Genomic DNA, 19,546 nt, shown 5'->3' on the forward strand with positions numbered 1-19,546 from the left:
GCGCGGCGCTGTAAGCTTCAAAATCGCTGTGACATCCCTCCTTCACCTCTGTAATCTCCTTTGAAAAACAGGGGAAACATCCGTGCGCATCCTGCTCACCGAAGACAATATCGCGCTGGCCGATGGCCTGTCGGCGATCTTGCGCGGCACGGGCCATGCTGTCGATGTCGTCCATGACGGGGCGTCTGCCGATGCGGTCATCGCCGCGGAAAGTTTCGATCTGGTGATCCTCGACCTCAACCTGCCCGAGATGGACGGGCTCGACGTGCTGCGCGCCATGCGCGCCCGGCAGAACCAGGCGGCCGTTCTCATCCTGACCGCGCGCGGCACGCCGGAAGAACGGGTGAAGGGCCTCGATCTCGGTGCCGACGACTATCTGATCAAGCCCTTCGACATCGCCGAATTCGAAGCCCGCGTGCGCGTATTGCTGCGCCGCCAGGCCGGGCTGCGCTCGGCGACCGTCAGCTTCGGCGGCATCTCCTTCGATCTCAATTCCCGCACCTTTTCATCGGGCGCCACGCCCCTCGATATTCCCGCCCGCGAGCTCGGCCTGCTCGAAATCCTCTTCATGCGGGCCGGCAAGGTCGTCGCCAAGGAGGCGATCATTCAATCGCTGACGGCCTTCGACGACGACATTTCCGCAAACGCCATCGAGCAATATGTCAGCCGCCTACGAAAGCGCCTGTCGCCGCACGGACTGACCGTGAAGACTGCTCGCGGGATCGGCTATTATCTCGACAAGCTGCCCGAGGCCTCATGAAAGCCGCCTATTCCCTCAGACGCCGGCTGCTCTTCTGGCTGCTGGTCTCGACAGCCGTCATCGGCACGCTGGCACTCGCCGATACCTACCGCGAGGCGGTCCAGACTTCCAATATCGTCTCCGACCGCGTCCTCGCCGGTTCCGCGTTGGCAATCGCCGAGCGCGTCGTCGTCGCCGAGGATGGCACGCTGCAGGTCGATATCCCCTATGTCGCACTCGAGATGCTGACCTCGGCCGCGCAGGATCGCGTCTTCTACCGCGTCGACGGCCCGCCGGGCCGATTCATCACCGGCTACCAGTCCTTGCCGGTCCTGAAGAAGACGCCGGGCGATGCCGCCTCCTTCGCCGACAACACCTTCCGCGGCGAACCGATCCGCGTCGCCACACTTGAACGTTCGGCATCGACAGGAATCCGCTCCGTGCCCTTCGTCGTGACGGTGGCTGAAACCGCCATCGCCCGCCGGCAGTTGGCGCGGGCAATCCTTGTCCGCTCCGCACTCCGCCTCGCCTTCATGATCGCGGGCGCGGCCGTCATCGTCTGGATCTCGGTCACGGTGGCGCTCCGCCCGCTCTACAAGCTCGGCGACGCCATCGGCGAACGCAGCCCCGATGATCTGCATCCGATCAAGCAGACCGTACCGAGCGAGGTCGAGCCGCTGGTCGATACGGTGAATTCCTTCATGGTCCGCCTGCAATCGGCGCTCGATGCGCTCCGCCATTTCACCGGCAATGCCAGCCATCAGCTGCGCACGCCGCTGGCGATCATCCGCACTCAGCTCGCCCTTTCCGCCCGCGCCGGCTCGCTCGATGAGGCCCAGGCGGCAGCACTGAAGGGAGACCAGGCGGTCGCACATGCCGAACGCATCCTCGCCCAGCTTCTCCTGATGGCCAAGATCGACGCCGCCACCGCCAAGGAGGCGCTGACCGCCTCCGCCATCGATCTCGCCGCCATTGCCCAGGAGATCACCGGCGAACAGATCCCGACGGCCGCCGTCGCCGGCATCGATCTCGGCTTCGAGGGCGAGAGCCCGGCGATGGTCCGCGCCGAGCCGCTGCTGATCGGCGAAATGCTGCGCAACCTTGCCGGCAATGCCATCGCCTATGCCGGCAAGGGAGCTGAGGTCACCGTCCGGATCATCGCCGCCTCGGAGACAATCCGCCTCGAAGTCGAGGACAATGGCCCCGGCATTCCGCGCGAGAAGCTGGAAGCAGTGCGCCGGCGTTTTTCGCGCGGCAATGATTCCGGTGCGCCCGGTGCCGGCCTCGGCCTGCCGATCGTCGAAGAAATCGCCAATCTTTTCAATGCCGCGCTGACGCTGGAGCCGGGCACCGGCGGCAAGGGCCTGAAGGCGGCTGTCACCTTTGCCAAGGCGGCATAAAAGCTGCCTGCCTTTCCGCCTTGCTTTCTTTCGCTGCATTGCACACACTGATTTTCGGGAACAGCAAGCCGCACGACGATGCGAGCCGGATAAAAAGAGAAATATGTCGATCAAAGCCAGCATCTATCATCTGACGCATTACACCTATGACAAGCCGGTCCGCCTCGGCCCACAGATCATCCGGCTGAAACCTGCCTCGCATTCGAAGACACGGGTGCTCAGCCACTCGCTGAAGGTCACGCCCGCCAACCATTTCGTCAACCTGCAGCAGGACCCTTACGGCAACTACCTTGCCCGCTATGTCTTTCCGGACCCTGTGACCGAATTCAAGATCGAGGTCGATCTCGTCGCCGACATGACGGTCTACAATCCCTTCGACTTCTTCGTCGAGGAAGAGGCGACCAAGTGGCCCTTCGGATACCCTGAAACGATCCAGGAGGATCTGTCGATCTACATGACGCCGGAGCCGGCCGGTCCGCGCCTGAAGGCGCTGCTGCCGACGCTCGACTGGTCGCCCGACCAGCCGACGGTCGATATGATCGTCGGCCTGAATGCCCGCTTGCAGCGGCAGATCGGCTATGTCATCCGCATGGAAACCGGCGTGCAGACGCCGGAAGAAACGCTGGAAACTGCCAAGGGCTCCTGCCGCGACACCAGCTGGCTGCTCGTCCAGATCCTTCGCCATCTCGGCCTCGCCGCCCGCTTCGTCTCCGGTTATCTCATCCAGCTGACGCCGGACCTGAAGGCGCTCGACGGCCCCTCCGGCACCGAAGTCGATTTCACTGACCTGCATGCCTGGGCGGAGGTCTATCTGCCCGGCGCCGGCTGGGTTGGCCTCGATCCGACGTCCGGCCTGCTGACCGGCGAAAGCCACATCCCGCTTGCCGCCACGCCGCATTATCGCAACGCCGCTCCGATCTCCGGCGGTTATTTTGGCGAGGCCGAAACCGAATTCGCCTTCGACATGAAGGTCTCGCGCGTCGCCGAGCACCCGCGCATCACCAAGCCCTTTTCCGATGAAAGCTGGGAGGAGCTCAACGAACTCGGCGAGAAGGTCGACAGCGTCCTCGAAGCCGAGGACGTGCATCTGACGATGGGCGGCGAGCCGACCTTCGTTTCGATCGACGACTTCCAGTCCGAGGAGTGGAACACCGCCGCCGTCGGCCCGACCAAGCGCGAAAAGGCCGACATCCTGATCCGCAAGCTGCATGAACGCTTCGCCCCCGGCGGTTTCCTGCATTATGGCCAGGGCAAATGGTATCCGGGCGAAAGCCTGCCGCGCTGGACCTTCTCGCTTTACTGGCGCCGCGACGGCAAGCCGGTCTGGCAGAATCTCGATCTGGTCGCCGCCGAAGGCAAGGATACCGGCGTCAAAGCCGAGGATGCCGAAAAGCTCCTGACGGCGATCGCAAAGGAACTGGCGATCAAGCCCGACATGGTGCAGCCGGCCTATGAAGATCCGGCCGACTGGATCATCAAGGAAGGCAGCCTTCCCGAAAATGTCGATCCGTCGAATTCGAAGCTGAAGGATCCCGAGGAGCGCAGCCGTATCGCTCGCGTCTTCGCCCGCGGCCTCACGACCCCGACCGGTTACGTCCTTCCGGTTCAGGCATGGAACGCCAAGGCAGCCGAAACACGGGTCTGGGTCAGCGAGAAATGGCGCACCCGCCGCGGCAAGATCTTCCTCGTCCCGGGCGACAGTCCGATCGGATACCGCCTGCCGCTCGGCACGCTGCCCTATGTTCCCCCGGCGCGTTACCCCTATATCCACCCCGCCGATCCGACGATCCCGCGGGGACCGCTGCCTGACGTCTTCGTACCGGCCGGTCGGGCCATGCCGGAAGCCTCCTTCCATGCCGACGAGAGCAATCGCGGCCGGATCGAACAGACGCTCGGCGAGCTTCGCGGCGCCGTACGCACCGCCATGTCGGTTGAGCCGCGCGACGGCAGGCTCTGCATCTTCATGCCGCCGGTGGAGCGCATCGAGGATTATCTCGAGCTGATCGCCGCCGCCGAAAACGCCGCCGCCGAGCTCAAGCTTCCCGTCCATATCGAAGGCTATCCGCCGCCGCAGGACGAGCGCATCAACGTCATCCGCGTCGCCCCGGATCCCGGCGTCATCGAGGTCAACATCCATCCGGCCTCCAACTGGAAGGACTGCGTCGACATCACCACGGCGATCTACGAGGAGGCGCGCGCGACCCGGCTCGGCGCCGACAAGTTCATGATCGATGGTCGCCATACCGGCACCGGCGGCGGCAACCATGTCGTCGTCGGCAGCGCCAATCCGAACAACAGCCCCTTCCTGCGCCGTCCCGATCTCTTAAAGAGCGTCGTCCTCCACTGGCAGCGTCACCCCGCGCTCTCCTATCTCTTCTCCGGCATGTTCATCGGCCCGACCAGCCAGGCGCCGCGTATCGACGAGGCTCGTCACGACAGCCTCTACGAGCTGGAGATCGCCATGGCGCAGATCGGAGCCCCCGGCCGTGGCCAGCAACCGCTGCCCTGGCTCGTCGACCGCCTGTTCCGCAATCTTCTGACCGACGTCACCGGCAACACCCACCGCGCCGAGATCTGCATCGACAAGCTGTTCTCGCCCGACGGCCCGACAGGACGGCTTGGCCTCATCGAGTTCCGCGGTTTCGAGATGCCGCCGAACGCGCGCATGTCGCTTGCCCAGCAATTGCTGGTGCGCGCGCTGATCGCCCGTTTCTGGGTCAATCCGGTCGACGGCAAGTTCGTCCGCTGGGGCACGACCCTGCACGATCGTTTTATGCTGCCGCATTTCGTCTGGGCCGACTTCCTCGACGTGCTCGCCGATCTTCGCGAAAACGGCTTCGACGTCAGTCCGGAATGGTTCAAGGCCCAGCTCGAATTTCGCTTCCCCTTCTGCGGCGAGGTCGAATACGAGGGCTCGAAGCTGGAGCTGCGCCAGGCGCTGGAGCCCTGGCACGTCATGGGCGAGGAAGGCGCGCCGGGCGGCACCGCCCGCTACGTCGACAGCTCCGTCGAACGCCTGCAGGTGCGGCTCGAAACCAACAACGTCTCGCGTTATACCGTCACCTGCAATGGCCGCACCCTGCCGCTGACGCCCACCGGCACATCGGGCGTGTCGGTCGCCGGCGTCCGCTACAAGGCGTGGCAGCCGGCGTCGGGCTTGCATCCCGTCCTGCCGATCAACACACCTTTGACTTTTGACATTTATGATACATGGTCCAAACGTTCGATCGGCGGCTGCATCTATCATGTTGCCCATCCGGGTGGCCGGACCTATGACACCTTCCCGGTCAACGGTAACGAGGCGGAAGCAAGACGGCTCACCCGGTTCGAGCCGTGGGGGCATACGGCGGGCGGATACATTCCGCGCGTCGAGACGGGTTCGCCGGAATTTCCGCTGACGCTGGATCTGAGGCGGCCCGCCGGGGTTTGAGGCCGAGGGTTTGAGGCTTAGGTTTTGATGGGCAAGAAGCCGGCAGTGGAGCGCAGGGAAGAGGCAGAGGACCGCATCGCCAAGAATGCGGCCTTCGACTATGCGCCGCATCCCGATACCGCCGATGAGATGGTCGACAACGATGGCGCCGTCCGCCCTGTCTGGCAAAATTTCCTCTCGCATCTGAGCGCAATGCCGGAAAAGGATCTTGCCGAGCGCTTCGCCCGCGCCGACCGCTACCTCCGTGATGCCGGCGTCTTCTATCGCGCCTATGGCAGCAAGGGCACCGGCGAGCGAGCCTGGCCGATCTCGCATATCCCCGTGCTCATCGACGAGCGCGAATGGCAGACGCTTTCGGCAGGCCTCGTCCAGCGCGCCGACCTGCTGGAAGCGATCATCGCCGATATCTACGGCGACAACCGGCTGGTGGAGGAAGGTTTCCTGCCGCCGGCACTGATCGCCGCCAATCCCGAATTCCAGCGCCCGCTCGCCGGCATCAAGCCGGCATCCGGTCATTATCTGCATTTCTGCGCCTTCGAGATCGGTCGCGGTCCTGACGGCAACTGGTGGGTGCTGGCCGACAGGACGCAGGCTCCCTCAGGCGCTGGTTTCGCGCTGGAAAGCCGCGTCGCGACGACTCGCGCCTTCTCGGATATCTATGCCGAAACCCCGGTCCATCGCCTCGCCTCCTTCTTCGGCGCCTTCCGCGACGCGCTACAGGGTATGAAACATTCGGGCGACGACCGCATCGCCGTGCTGACACCCGGCCCCGCCAACGAGACCTACTACGAACACGCCTACATCGCCCGCTATCTCGGCTTCATGCTGCTCGAGGGCGAGGATCTGACCGTCGTCAAGGGCCGTGTCATGGTGCGCACCGTCGCCGGCTTGAAGCCGATCGGCGTGCTCTGGCGCCGTCTCGATTCGGCGTTTGCCGACCCGCTGGAGTTGAACCAAAATTCGCATATCGGCACGCCCGGCCTCGTGGAAGCGCTGCGCGCCGAAAGCCTCACCATCGTCAATGCGCTCGGCACCGGTATTCTTGAAACCCGGGCGCTTCTCGCCTTCATGCCGACCATCTGTCACCATCTGCTTGGCGAGGATCTGCATTTGCCCTCGATCGCTACCTGGTGGTGCGGTCAGGAGGAAGAGCGCGAGCACGTGGCAAAAAACATCGAAAAGATGGTCATCGGCCCTGCCTATTCCCGTGCCCCCTTCTTCGACGATAACGGCGAATCCGTGCTCGGCTCATCGCTGCGCGCGGCTGCCAAGGATTCGATCACCGACTGGCTGAGTTCGGACGGCCCGAAGCTCGTCGGCCAGGAGGTCGTCACGCTGTCGACCACACCCGCCTGGGTGGACGGCAAGCTCGTGCCGCGGCCGATGTCGCTGCGCGTCTTCGCCGCGCGCACCGCAAACGGCTGGCAGATCATGCCCGGCGGTTTTGCCCGCATCGGCTCCGGCGCCGATGTCGCGGCGATCGCCATGCAGTCCGGCGGTGCGGCCGCCGATGTCTGGATCGTCAGTGACAAGCCGGTCGAGCGCCACACGCTGCTGCCTGCCGAAGGCAGCTTCACCCGCAACATGCCGGGCAGCCTGCCGAGTCGGGCGGCCGACAACCTGTTCTGGCTCGGCCGCTACATCGAGCGCGCCGAAGGGGCGCTGCGCATCCTGCGCGCCTGGCATGCGCGTTACGCCGAAGCTGCCGATCCGAGCCAGCCGCTGCTCGCCGATGTCTCCGACTATCTCACGGCCGTCGATATCGATACTGCCGACGCCGTGCCGGAAACGCTGCTGCGCAACATCGACAGCGCCGTTTATTCGGCCAGCAACATCCGCGACCGTTTCTCCCCGGACGGCTGGCTGGCGCTCAACGATCTCGCCAAGACCGCCCGCCGCTTCCACGTCACCGTCGCTGCCGGCGACGATGCCAGCCACGCAATGACAATCCTCTTGCGGAAGCTTGCAGGCTTCGCCGGTCTCATGCATGAAAACATGTACCGCTTCACCGGTTGGCGGTTCCTTTCGCTCGGCCGTTATATCGAACGCGGCCTGCACATGACGCGCCTGCTCGGCCACATGTCAGGCCCGGAAGCGCCTGACGGCGCGCTCGACATGCTGCTGGAGATCGGCGACAGCGTCATGACCCATCGCCGCCGCTATAACGTCAACACCGCGCGGCTGACCGTCACCGACCTCTTGGCGCTCGACCCGCTCAACCCGCGTTCGGTCCTCTTCCAGGTGAACGAGATCCATCACGAGGTCGAACAATTGCCGAATGCCATGATCAACGGCCAGATGTCGCCCTTCTACCGCGAGGCGATGCGGCTCCACTCCGGCCTGGCGGTGATGACGCCGGAGGGCATGGGCGTCGAAGTCTATCAGCGACTCGAACGCGAATTGGAGCAGCTCTCCGATCTGCTCGCCCAAACCTATCTCGGGTGACGGCCGTGCTCTACGATCTCTCCCTCCACATGGGTTACAGCTACGACGCGCCGGCCTCCGGCGCCCGCCACATCATGCGCCTGATGCCGCTGTCGCTGGCCAATCGGCAGCGGCTGATCGCCGGCTCGATCACCATTTCGCCCTCGCCGGACGAGCAGTCGCATTTCGTCGATTTCTTCCATCACCCCACCACCTCCTTCCTGCTGCGCGCGCCGCACGAGACGCTCGACATTCGCATGCAGGCCCGGGTGCAGGTGGAAAGCCAGCCGATCGCCGCCGATTTCTCGCCGCTGCTTGCCGACCTGCCGGAGGAGATATCAGGCATGTGGTCGCTGGCGCCGGATTCGCCGCACCATTTCCTCGGTGACAGCCCGCGCCTCACCGAAGCGCGCGAGATCGCCGACTATGCGCGAGGCTGCGCCACGCCTGATCTGACGGCCATGCAGATCGCTCATGCGCTCTGCGCCCGCATCAACAAGGATTTCACCTACGACCCGGAGGCGACGACGGTGGACACCACGCCGCTCGAGGCGTTCAAGTTGAAGCGCGGCGTCTGCCAGGATTTCACCCATGTGATGATCCAGGCTCTCAGAAGCCTCGGCATTCCGGCCGGCTACGTCTCCGGCTTCCTGCGCACCATCCCGCCACCCGGCAAGGAACGGCTGGAAGGGGCGGACGCCATGCATGCCTGGGTGCGCATCTGGTGCGGCGAGACGATCGGCTGGATCGAACTGGACCCGACCAACAACATTCCCGCCGGCATGGACCACATCGTCGTCGCCTACGGCCGGGACTACTCCGATGTCGTCCCCGTCATCGGCGTCTTGAAGAGCTATGGCGGCCACCGCGCCGTCCAGGCGGTCGACGTCATTCCGCTGAAATAATCCCAAAACTGGAAAAATCCGACGATTCGTTAAAATTGCATTGACGCCGTAAGGACGGCGGAAAGGAGAGCGTGCCCAATATCACCTCGACAGGGCCTCCATACACGGGTGAACATGATGAGCACCTCCTTTTTGCATCCCTGCCTGCGTCGCATGCTTGGCGACCGTGGCGGTAATTTCGGTATAATGACGGCGATCGTACTGCCCGTCCTTTTTGGGGCTGCCGGCATGGCGATCCAGGTGGGCGATATATTGCTCTCGAAACAGCAGTTGCGGGAAGCCGCCGATTCGGCCGCGCTGGCAACCGCGACCGCCCTGGCAAACGGCACGATCCAAACCTCACAGGCCGAAGCCTTTGCGCGGGATTTCGTGGCGGGGCAGATGGCGAATTACCTGCAAAGCAGCGTCGATATCAAGAGCGCGACAGGCGTCGACGTCCGGACAACGACATCGGGAAAGTCGATATCGTACCAGGTGACGGTTTCACCAAGTTACGACCTAGCGGTCAACCCACTCATGCAGGCGGTCGGCTTCAGCACGCAGCATCTTTCGACATCAAGCACGACGATCGGCGGCCAATCGCAAACCCAGGGTTCCATCTCGATGTATCTCGCCCTCGATAAGTCGGGGTCGATGGGAGATCCTACCGCCACCGTCATGACGGAATCATTCACCTATAAATGCAACGAGCACCTCAACAAAAACGGTAAGACAATCTACGACACCTGCACCGGCACGCGTACGCGTTATTACACAAAAATAGAAGCGCTGAAGCTCGCCGCCGGCAATCTTTTTGGTCAACTCAATAGCGCCGATCCCAATGCCGAATATGTACGCACAGGCGCGGTATCCTACGATATCATTGAATATCCAGCCAGCAGTCTCGCCTGGGGAACTGCCGGTGTCTCCAGCTATGTCAACGCCCTTCAGTCCGGCGGCGGCACGAACTCCAGCGGCGCAATGAACACGGCCTATTCGTCCCTGACGGCTAAGAACGCTGCGGGGAATGACGCCGAAGACGCCGCCCACCAGCAGAAAACCGGGCAGCTACCGAAGAAGTACATCGTCTTCATGACCGACGGCGACAATAACAATGATAGCAGCGGCGGCCGTTCCTACGACACCGCGACGAAGAAGACATGCGACGACGCGAAATCGAAAGGCATCGAAATCTATACGATTGCCTTCATGGCACCCTCGGGCGGGCAGGCGCTGCTGCATTATTGCGCCTCCGATGACGCGCATTATTTCCAGGCGGAAAAGATGGAAGACCTGCTTGCCGCCTTCAAGGCGATCGGAGCGAAGGCTTCCGCGCAGCTGACACGTCTGACGAACTGACGATCGGTCCCCGCGAAAAGCCGAACAAAAAGCCGCTCCGGAACAAACAGGAGCGGCTTTTCGTTATCGCTATCCCACCCATCTGATCGGGAAAAGCGATTGAAATCAACCCCTCGACCCCTGTGAATGTGAAGGTTTCGCAAATTTTTCGTTTGTCCAAATCCTTTGTTGCAAGTGCTTAGTAACGATGCATAAACTGTCGGCTGCACAAGCGACGAATTGATTGAATCAGGCATAACGTCCTGAAACAAAATTAAAATTGGCGAGACCTGACGATGAACACTGTTTCTAAGCCGATCATCCCTTCCCCCGCCCCTCGCAGTTCAAGGCCGGAAATTCTCGCTGAAGAAATCATTGAACGTCTGACCTACCGCATCGGCAAGGATGCCAAGGTGGCAAAGCCGCATGACTGGCTGACGGCGACGATCCTGGTGGTGCGCGACCGCATCATCGACAGGTGGATGGCGTCCACCCGCGAGGTCTATGCGACCGGCGCCAAGCGCGTCTATTATCTTTCTCTTGAATTCCTGATCGGCCGCCTGATGCGCGACGCCGTCTCCAACCTCGGCCTGATGGAGGAGGTGCGCGATGCGCTCGCTTCGCTCGGCGTCGATGTCAACGTCATCGCCGGCCTGGAGCCGGATGCCGCACTCGGCAACGGCGGCCTCGGCCGCCTGGCTGCCTGTTTCATGGAGAGCATGGCGACGGTCGACGTTCCAGCCTACGGCTACGGCATCCGCTATGTCCACGGGCTCTTTCGCCAGCAGCTGGCCGACGGCTGGCAGGTCGAACTGCCGGAAAACTGGCTCGCCCATGGCAATCCCTGGGAATTCGAGCGCCGCGAAAGCTCCTATGAAATCGGCTTCGGCGGCGCCGTCGAATTCATCACCACCCATGACGACCAGCCACGCTACGTCTGGAAACCAGCCGAGCGCGTCATTGCCGCCGCCTTCGATACGCCGGCCGTCGGCTGGCGCGGCAAGCGCGTCAACACGCTGCGCCTCTGGTCGGCGCAACCGATCGATCCGATCCTGCTCGATGCCTTCAATGCCGGCGACCACATCGGCGCGCTCCGCGAAAGCAACAAAGCCGAAAGCCTGACCCGGGTTCTCTATCCTGCCGACGCCACCCCGGCCGGCCAAGAGTTGCGCCTGCGCCAGGAATTCTTCTTCTCGTCGGCCTCGCTGCAGGACATACTGCGCCGCCATCTGCAGCAATATGACGACTTCACCTCGCTGCCGGACAAGGTGGCGATCCAGCTGAACGACACTCACCCCGCCGTCTCGGTGGCCGAACTCGTGCGCCTGCTCTGTGACGTACACGGGATGGATTTCGACCAGGCCTGGGAAATCACCCGCCATACCTTTTCCTACACCAACCACACGCTTCTGCCCGAAGCACTGGAAAGCTGGGCGGTGCCGCTGTTCGAGCGCCTGCTACCGCGTCACATGCAGATCATCTATGCGATCAATGCCAAGATCCTGATCGACGCTCGCAAGGGCAAGAACTTCTCCGATGCGGAAATCCGCTCGATCTCGCTGATCGATGAAAGTGGCGATCGCCGCGTGCGCATGGGCAACCTCGCTTTCGTCGGCTCGCATTCGATCAACGGCGTCTCGGCCCTGCACACCGACCTGATGAAGGTCACGGTCTTCGCCGACCTGCACAAGCTCTATCCCAACCGCATCAACAACAAGACCAACGGCATCACGCCGCGCCGCTGGCTGCAGCAGTGCAATCCCGGTCTCACCGGTCTGATCCGCGAAGCGATCGGCGACGAATTCCTCGATGATGCCGAGAAGCTGCGTGCGCTCGACGGGCATTCCTCCGATCCGGCTTTCCAGCAGAAATTCGCGGCGGTAAAGCGCGCCAACAAGGTGGCGCTCTCCAACCTCGTCGCCAGCCGCATGGGCGTGAAGCTCGATCCGTCGGCAATGTTCGACATCCAGATCAAGCGCATCCACGAATACAAGCGTCAGCTGCTGAACATCATCGAGGCCGTCGCGCTCTACGATCAGATTCGCTCGCATCCCGAGCTCGACTGGGTGCCGCGCGTGAAACTCTTCGCCGGCAAGGCGGCGCCGAGTTACTACAATGCCAAGCTCATCATCAAGCTGATCAACGACGTCTCCCGCACGATCAACAACGACCCGTCGGTGCGCGGCCTGCTGAAGATCGTCTTCGTCCCGAACTACAATGTCTCCCTCGCCGAAGTCATGGTTCCGGCCGCCGACCTTTCCGAGCAGATCTCGACCGCCGGCATGGAAGCATCCGGCACCGGCAACATGAAGTTCGGCCTGAACGGCGCGCTGACGATCGGCACGCTCGATGGCGCCAATGTCGAGATGCGCGACAATGTCGGCGAGGACAACATCGTCATCTTCGGCCTGAAGGCCGACGAAGTGTCGAAGGTCCGCAGCGATGGCCACAATCCCCGCGCCATCATCGAAGGATCGCGCGAACTCGCTCAGGCGCTCGCCGCCATCAGCTCCGGCGTCTTCTCGCCCGATGACCGCAACCGTTACACGGCGCTGATCGACGGCATCTATTCGCACGATTGGTTCATGGTCGCCGCCGATTTCGACGCCTATGCCCAGGCCCAGCGCGAGGTCGACCAGATCTGGACCAACCAGTCCGCCTGGTACACCAAGACGATCAACAATACGGCGCGGATGGGCTGGTTCTCTTCCGACCGTACGATCAGGCAATATGCAGACGAAATCTGGAGAGCCGGATGAAAACGCCGAAAACCATCCCTGAAGTAAAGCTTTCCTGGGAAATTTCGGCAGATGAAATCACGGCGATCCTTGCCGGCTCGCATTCCAATCCCTTTGCCGTCCTAGGTGTGCACCAGGCCGGCGACGTTTTCGTCGCCCGGTGCTTCATCCCGGGCGCGGAGGAGGTGACCGCCATGACGCTCGACGGCGGCGTCATCGGCGAACTGAAACGGCTCCATGCCGACGGCGTCTTCGCCGGTCCGGTTTCCCTTACCAAACTCCAGCCGGTGCGTTACCGCGCCCGGCGCGGCGATGCCGAATGGGCTGTCACCGATCCCTACAGTTTCGGTCCGGTGCTCGGACCGATGGATGATTATTTCGCCCGCGAAGGCTCGCATCTGCGGCTGTTCGACAAGATGGGCGCCCACCTTATCAAGCATGACGGCGCCCAAGGCATCCATTTCGCCGTCTGGGCGCCGAATGCGCAGCGCGTCTCCGTCGTCGGTGATTTCAACAATTGGGACGGCCGCCGCCACGTAATGCGCTTCCGCGCCGACAGCGGCATCTGGGAAATCTTTGCCCCTGATGTACCGATCGGCGTTGCCTACAAGTTCGAGATCCGCGGCAAGGACGGCGTATTGCTGCCGCTAAAGGCCGATCCCTTCGCGCGCCGCAGCGAGCTCCGGCCGAAGACAGCCTCTATCACCGCCGCCGAGCTGGAGCAGGAGTGGGAAGACGAAGCCCATCTGAAACACTGGCGCGAGACCGACAAGCGCCGGCAGCCGATCTCGATCTACGAGGTGCATGCCGCCTCCTGGCAGCGCCGGCAGGACGGCACGATGCTGTCCTGGGACGAGCTCGCCTCCAGCCTCATCCCCTATTGCGCCGACATGGGCTTCACCCATATTGAATTCCTGCCGATCACCGAGCATCCCTACGATCCCTCCTGGGGTTACCAGACGACCGGCCTTTACGCGCCGACCGCACGTTTCGGCGAGCCCGAGGGTTTTGCCCGTTTTGTCAACGGCTGCCACAAGGTCGGCATCGGCGTCATCCTCGACTGGGTGCCGGCGCATTTCCCGACCGACGAGCACGGCCTCGGCTGGTTCGACGGCACGGCTCTCTACGAGCACGAGGACCCGCGCAAGGGCTTCCATCCCGACTGGAGCACGGCGATCTACAATTTCGGCCGCACCGAGGTCGTTTCCTATCTCGTCAACAACGCGCTCTACTGGGCCGAAAAATTCCATCTCGACGGTCTGCGTGTCGATGCCGTCGCCTCGATGCTCTACCTTGATTATTCCCGCAAGCACGGCGAGTGGATCCCGAACGAATACGGCGGCAACGAGAACCTCGAAGCGGTCCGTTTTCTGCAGGATCTCAACATCCGCATCTATGGCAAAAATTCCAACGTGATGACCATCGCCGAGGAATCGACCTCCTGGCCGAAAGTCTCGCAGCCCGTTCATGAAGGCGGCCTCGGCTTTGGCTTCAAGTGGAACATGGGCTTCATGCACGACACGCTGAGCTACATGAGCCGCGATCCTATCTATCGCGGGCACCATCACAACGAGCTCACCTTCGGCCTGCTCTACGCCTATTCGGAAAATTTCGTCCTGCCGCTCTCGCATGACGAGGTTGTCCATGGAAAAGGCTCTTTGATCGCCAAGATGCCGGGCGACGACTGGCAGAAGTTCGCCAATCTGCGCGCCTACTACGCTTATATGTGGGGCTATCCGGGCAAGAAGCTGCTGTTTATGGGCCAGGAATTCGCCCAATGGAGCGAGTGGAGCGAAGATAAGGCACTAGACTGGAACCTGCTTCAGTATCGCATGCACGAGGGCATGCGGCGCCTGGTCCGCGATCTTAATTTCACCTATCGCAGCAAGCCGGCGCTGCATGCGCGTGACTGCGAGGGCGAAGGTTTCGAATGGCTGGTCGCCGACGACCACCAGAATTCCGTCTTTGCCTGGCTGCGCAAGGCGCCAGGCCAGAAGCCGGTCGCCGTCATTACCAATTTCACCCCTGTCTACCGCGAGAACTACTCGATCCGCCTGCCGTCCGCAGGGCGCTGGCGGGAAATCCTGAACACCGATGCCGACATCTACGGCGGCAGCGGCAAGGGCAATGGCGGGCGCGTGCAGGCCGTCGATGCCGGCGGCAACATCACCTGCTCGATTACCTTGCCGCCCTTGGCGACAATCATGCTTGAACCTGAAAATTAGTGACTGGTGGGAGGAGAAAATGGTAGAAAAGCGCGTTCAGCCACTTGCCCGCGATGCAATGGCTTATGTTCTGGCGGGCGGCAGGGGAAGCCGTCTCAAGGAACTCACCGACCGGCGTGCCAAGCCGGCCGTTTATTTCGGCGGCAAAGCCCGCATCATCGATTTCGCCCTGTCGAACGCCCTGAATTCCGGCATCCGCCGCATCGGCGTCGCCACGCAATACAAGGCGCATTCGCTGATCCGCCACATGCAGCGCGGCTGGAACTTCTTCCGCCCCGAGCGCAACGAGAGCTTCGATATTCTGCCCGCCAGCCAGCGCGTCTCTGAGACGCAATGGTATGAAGGCACGGCCGACGCCGTCTATCAGAACATCGACATCATCCAGGATTACGGCGTCGAATACATGGTCATTCTTGCCGGCGACCACGTCTACAAGATGGACTATGAATGGATGCTGCAGCAGCACGTCGATTCCGGCGCCGACGTCACGATCGGCTGCCTGGAAGTGCCGCGCATGGAAGCGGTGGGCTTCGGCGTCATGCATGTCAACGACAAGGACGAGATCATCGCCTTCGTCGAGAAACCGGCCGATCCGCCGCCCATTCCCGACAAGCCGGATTTCGCCCTCGCCTCGATGGGCATCTACGTCTTCCACACCAAGTTCCTGCTCGATGCGTTGCGCCGCGACGCCGCCGACCCGACGTCGAGCCGCGACTTCGGCAAGGACATCATCCCCTATATCGTCAACAACGGTAAGGCGGTCGCCCACCGCTTCGCCAAGTCCTGCGTCCGTTCCGATTTCGAGCACGAGCCCTACTGGCGCGACGTCGGCACGATCGATGCCTATTGGCAGGCCAATATCGACCTGACGGCGATCGTTCCAGAGCTCGACATCTACGACAAGTCCTGGCCGATCTGGACCTATGCCGAAATCACCCCACCGGCGAAATTCGTCCATGACGACGAAGATCGCCGCGGCTCGGCCACCTCCTCCGTTGTGTCAGGCGACTGCATCATCTCGGGCGCCATGCTCAACAACAGCCTGCTTTTCACCGGGGTCAGGGCGAACTCCTTCTCCAAGATGGAAGGGGCGGTCATTCTGCCAAACGTGAAGATCGGACGGCGCGCGCAGCTCAAGAATGTGGTGATAGACCATGGTGTCATCATTCCGGAGGGCCTGGTTGTCGGCGAGGACGCCGAGCTCGATGCCAAGCGCTTCCGGCGGACGGAAAGCGGCATCTGCCTGATCACGCAACCGATGATCGACAAGCTGGATATCTGACTTATGAAAGTTCTTTCGGTTTCGTCCGAAGTCTTCCCTTTGATCAAGACAGGGGGTCTGGCCGATGTGTCCGGCGCCCTGCCGATTACTCTGAAAGCCTTCGGGGTCGAGACCAAGACCCTTCTGCCCGGCTATCCCGCCGTCATGAAGGTCATTCGCGACCCCGTCGTCAGGCTCGAATTCCCCGACCTGCTCGGTGAGCGGGCGACCGTGATCGAGGTTGAGCACGAGGGCCTCGATCTGCTCATCCTCGATGCGCCGGCCTATTACGACAGGCCGGGCGGCCCCTATCTCGATCCGCTCGGCAAGGACTATCCCGATAACTGGCGCCGTTTCGCCGCCCTGTCGCTTGCCGCCTCCGAGATCGCGGCCGGTCTGCTGCCCGGCTGGCGGCCGGATCTCGTCCACACCCACGACTGGCAGGCGGCGCTGACCTCGGTCTATATGCGTTACTACCCGACGCCGGAATTGCCGAGCGTTCTGACCATCCACAACATCGCCTTCCAGGGCCAGTTCGGTTCAGAGATCTTTCCCGGCCTGCGCCTGCCCGCCCATGCCTTCGCCACCGAAAGCATCGAATATTACGGCACTGTCGGCTTCCTCAAAGGCGGGCTGAAGACCGCCCATGCGATCACGACAGTCAGCCCCACCTATGCCGACGAGATCCTGACGTCGGAATTCGGCATGGGGCTCGAAGGCGTCATCGCCAGCCGCATCGACGATCTGCACGGCATCGTCAACGGCATCGACACCGATATCTGGAACCCGGCGACCGACCCTGTCGTCCACACCCATTACGGCCCGACGACGCTGAGGAACCGCGAGGAGAACCGTCGGTCGATCGCCGAATTCTTCGGTCTCGACAATGACGACGCCCCGATCTTCTGCGTCATCAGCCGTCTCACCTGGCAGAAGGGCATGGATGTCGTCGCCAACGTCGCCGACGAGATCGTCGCCATGGGCGGCAAGCTCGTTGTGCTCGGCTCCGGCGAAGCCGCGCTGGAAGGCGCGCTGCTCGCTTCCGCCAACCGTCACCCCGGTCGCATCGGCGTCTCGATTGGCTATAACGAGCCGATGTCGCACCTGATGCAGGCCGGCTGCGATGCGATCATCATCCCCTCGCGTTTTGAGCCCTGCGGCCTGACCCAGCTTTACGGTCTGCGCTACGGCTGCGTGCCGATCGTCGCCCGCACCGGCGGTTTGAACGACACGGTGATCGACGCCAATCATGCCGCACTTGCGGCGAAAGTGGCAACCGGCATACAATTTGCCCCCGTGACAGAAACGGGCATGCTACAGGCAATCCGCCGTGCGATGCATTTTTACCAGGACCGAAAACTCTGGACCCAATTGCAAAAGCAGGGCATGAAATCGGATGTCTCCTGGGAGAAGAGCGCCGAACGCTACGCTGCCCTCTATTCAAGCCTCGTCTCGAAAGGCATGTGACCTAAAATGATCAAGTCCGTCCCCACCACGCCCTATCTGGACCAGAAACCCGGCACGTCGGGCCTGCGCAAGAAGGTTCCGGTCTTCCAGCAGCCGAACTATGCGGAGAACTTCATCCAGTCGATCTTCGATTCGCTGGAAGGCTATCAGGGCAAGTGCCTGGTCATCGGCGGCGACGGACGCTACTACAATCGCGAGGTCATCCAGAAGGCGGTCAAGATGGCCGCCGCCAATGGCTTCGGCAAGGTCATGGTCGGCAAGGGCGGCATCCTGTCGACGCCGGCCGCCTCCCACATCATTCGCAAATACAAGGCTTTCGGCGGCATCATCCTCTCCGCCAGCCACAATCCCGGCGGCCCGACCGAAGACTTCGGCATCAAATACAACATCAACAATGGCGGCCCGGCGCCGGAAAAGATCACCGACGCGATCTATGCGCGCTCCAAGACGATCGACAGCTACAAGATCGCCGATTTCGCCGACGTCAATCTCGACCGCATCGGCAAAGACGAGCTTCCCGGCGGCACGATCCTCTCGGTGATCGACCCGGTCGAGGACTATGCCGCGCTGATGGAAGAACTGTTCGATTTCGGCGCCATCCGCAACCTGATCAGCCTCGGCTTCCGCATTGCTTTCGATGGGATGAGCGCCGTCACCGGGCCCTATGCCAAGGAAATCTTCGAAAATCGTCTTGGCGCTCCCTCGGGCTCGGTGCGAAACTTCATGCCGCTTCCGGATTTCGGCGGCCATCATCCGGACCCTAACCCGGTTCACTGCAAGGAACTCTTCGATGAGATGATGGGCGATGACGCGCCCGATTTCGGCGCCGCCTCCGACGGCGACGGCGACCGCAACCTGATCATCGGCCGGGGCATCTTCGTCACACCTTCCGATAGCTTGGCGATCCTTGCCGCAAACGCCAATCTCGCTCCCGGCTATTCCGGCGGCCTCGCCGGCATCGCCCGCTCGATGCCGACATCCGGTGCGGCCGACCGCGTCGCCGAAAAGCGCGGCATCGGCATGTATGAAACGCCGACCGGCTGGAAGTTCTTCGGCAACCTGCTCGACGCCGGCATGGCGACGATCTGCGGCGAGGAAAGCTCCGGCACGGGTTCCAATCACGTCCGCGAAAAGGATGGCCTCTGGGCCGTGCTTCTATGGCTGAACATTCTTGCCGTGCGCGGCGAGAGCGTCGCCGATATCGTCACCCAGCACTGGCAGACCTATGGCCGCAATTACTATTCGCGACATGATTACGAAGGCCTCGACACCGATGCGGCGAACGGCCTGGTGGACAATCTTCGCAGCCAACTGTCCACCCTGCCCAGCAAGAGCTTCGGCAACCTGAAGGTCGAGAAGGCCGACGACTTCGCCTATCACGATCCGATCGACAAGTCGGTGAGCGAACATCAAGGTATCCGTGTGCTCTTCGAGGGCGGCTCCCGCGTCGTCTTCCGCTTGTCCGGCACCGGCACGTCTGGCGCAACCTTGCGTGTCTATATCGAGCGTTACGAGCCGGATTCGACTCGCCATAACATCGAAACGCAGGAAGCGCTCGCCGATTTGATCGCGGCCGCCGAAAGCATTGCCAGCATTCGGGAACGCACGGGACGCGATGCGCCAACCGTGATCACCTGATC

At 62.4% G+C, this 19,546-nt stretch carries 11 protein-coding genes; all 11 read left to right on the top strand.

The annotated features are described in order from the left end of the window. Positions 1–82 precede the first annotated feature (82 nt). The 11 genes from N2600_RS19015 to N2600_RS19065 all read left to right on the top strand — a co-directional run bounded on the left by N2600_RS19015 (position 83) and on the right by N2600_RS19065 (position 19,544). Positions 83–760, top strand: a complete 678-nt coding sequence (locus N2600_RS19015) for a response regulator (protein WP_003552771.1) — start codon at positions 83–85, stop codon at positions 758–760. Continuing rightward, complete coding sequence (locus tag N2600_RS19020; protein WP_162116958.1) at positions 757–2,139, top strand: sensor histidine kinase; 1,383 nt, start codon at positions 757–759, stop codon at positions 2,137–2,139. The genes N2600_RS19015 and N2600_RS19020 overlap by 4 nt, the downstream gene beginning before the upstream one ends. Before the next feature lie 103 nt (positions 2,140–2,242). Further along, positions 2,243–5,569 carry a transglutaminase family protein gene (locus N2600_RS19025; protein ID WP_260297127.1) on the top strand — a complete coding sequence of 1,109 codons (3,327 nt, stop codon included), beginning with the start codon at positions 2,243–2,245 and terminating at the stop codon, positions 5,567–5,569. 27 nt (positions 5,570–5,596) lie between these two features. Continuing rightward, on the top strand, positions 5,597–8,014 hold the full coding sequence (locus N2600_RS19030; protein ID WP_017967886.1) for a circularly permuted type 2 ATP-grasp protein: 2,418 nt from the start codon (positions 5,597–5,599) through the stop codon (positions 8,012–8,014). Continuing rightward, positions 8,011–8,898 (top strand): transglutaminase family protein, encoded by an 888-nt coding sequence (locus N2600_RS19035; protein ID WP_222294168.1) that lies wholly within the window; start codon positions 8,011–8,013, stop codon positions 8,896–8,898. Before N2600_RS19030 ends, N2600_RS19035 begins: the two co-directional genes overlap by 4 nt. Before the next feature lie 117 nt (positions 8,899–9,015). Next, complete coding sequence (locus N2600_RS19040) at positions 9,016–10,236, top strand: pilus assembly protein (RefSeq protein WP_222384546.1); 1,221 nt, start codon at positions 9,016–9,018, stop codon at positions 10,234–10,236. Between the two features lie 275 nt (positions 10,237–10,511). Next, the gene (locus tag N2600_RS19045) at positions 10,512–12,974 is read left to right on the top strand and encodes a glycogen/starch/alpha-glucan phosphorylase (protein ID WP_260297128.1); all 2,463 of its coding nucleotides are present in this window, start codon (positions 10,512–10,514) and stop codon (positions 12,972–12,974) included. After that, positions 12,971–15,178 (top strand): 1,4-alpha-glucan branching protein GlgB, encoded by a 2,208-nt coding sequence (gene glgB / locus N2600_RS19050; protein WP_260297129.1) that lies wholly within the window; start codon positions 12,971–12,973, stop codon positions 15,176–15,178. Before N2600_RS19045 ends, glgB begins: the two co-directional genes overlap by 4 nt. Positions 15,179–15,197: 19 nt before the next feature. Then, a complete protein-coding gene (gene glgC, locus N2600_RS19055; protein WP_017967891.1) occupies positions 15,198–16,460 on the top strand; it encodes a glucose-1-phosphate adenylyltransferase in 1,263 nt (420 codons plus the stop codon). 3 nt (positions 16,461–16,463) lie between these two features. After that, a complete protein-coding gene (glgA, locus tag N2600_RS19060) occupies positions 16,464–17,906 on the top strand; it encodes a glycogen synthase GlgA (protein WP_260297130.1) in 1,443 nt (480 codons plus the stop codon). 6 nt (positions 17,907–17,912) lie between these two features. Beyond that, positions 17,913–19,544, top strand: a complete 1,632-nt coding sequence (locus N2600_RS19065; RefSeq protein WP_260297131.1) for an alpha-D-glucose phosphate-specific phosphoglucomutase — start codon at positions 17,913–17,915, stop codon at positions 19,542–19,544. Positions 19,545–19,546 lie beyond the last annotated feature (2 nt).

Origin of the sequence: Rhizobium sp. WSM1274 (assembly GCF_025200775.1) — a bacterium.
Classification (GTDB): Bacteria; Pseudomonadota; Alphaproteobacteria; order Rhizobiales; family Rhizobiaceae; genus Rhizobium; species Rhizobium leguminosarum_I.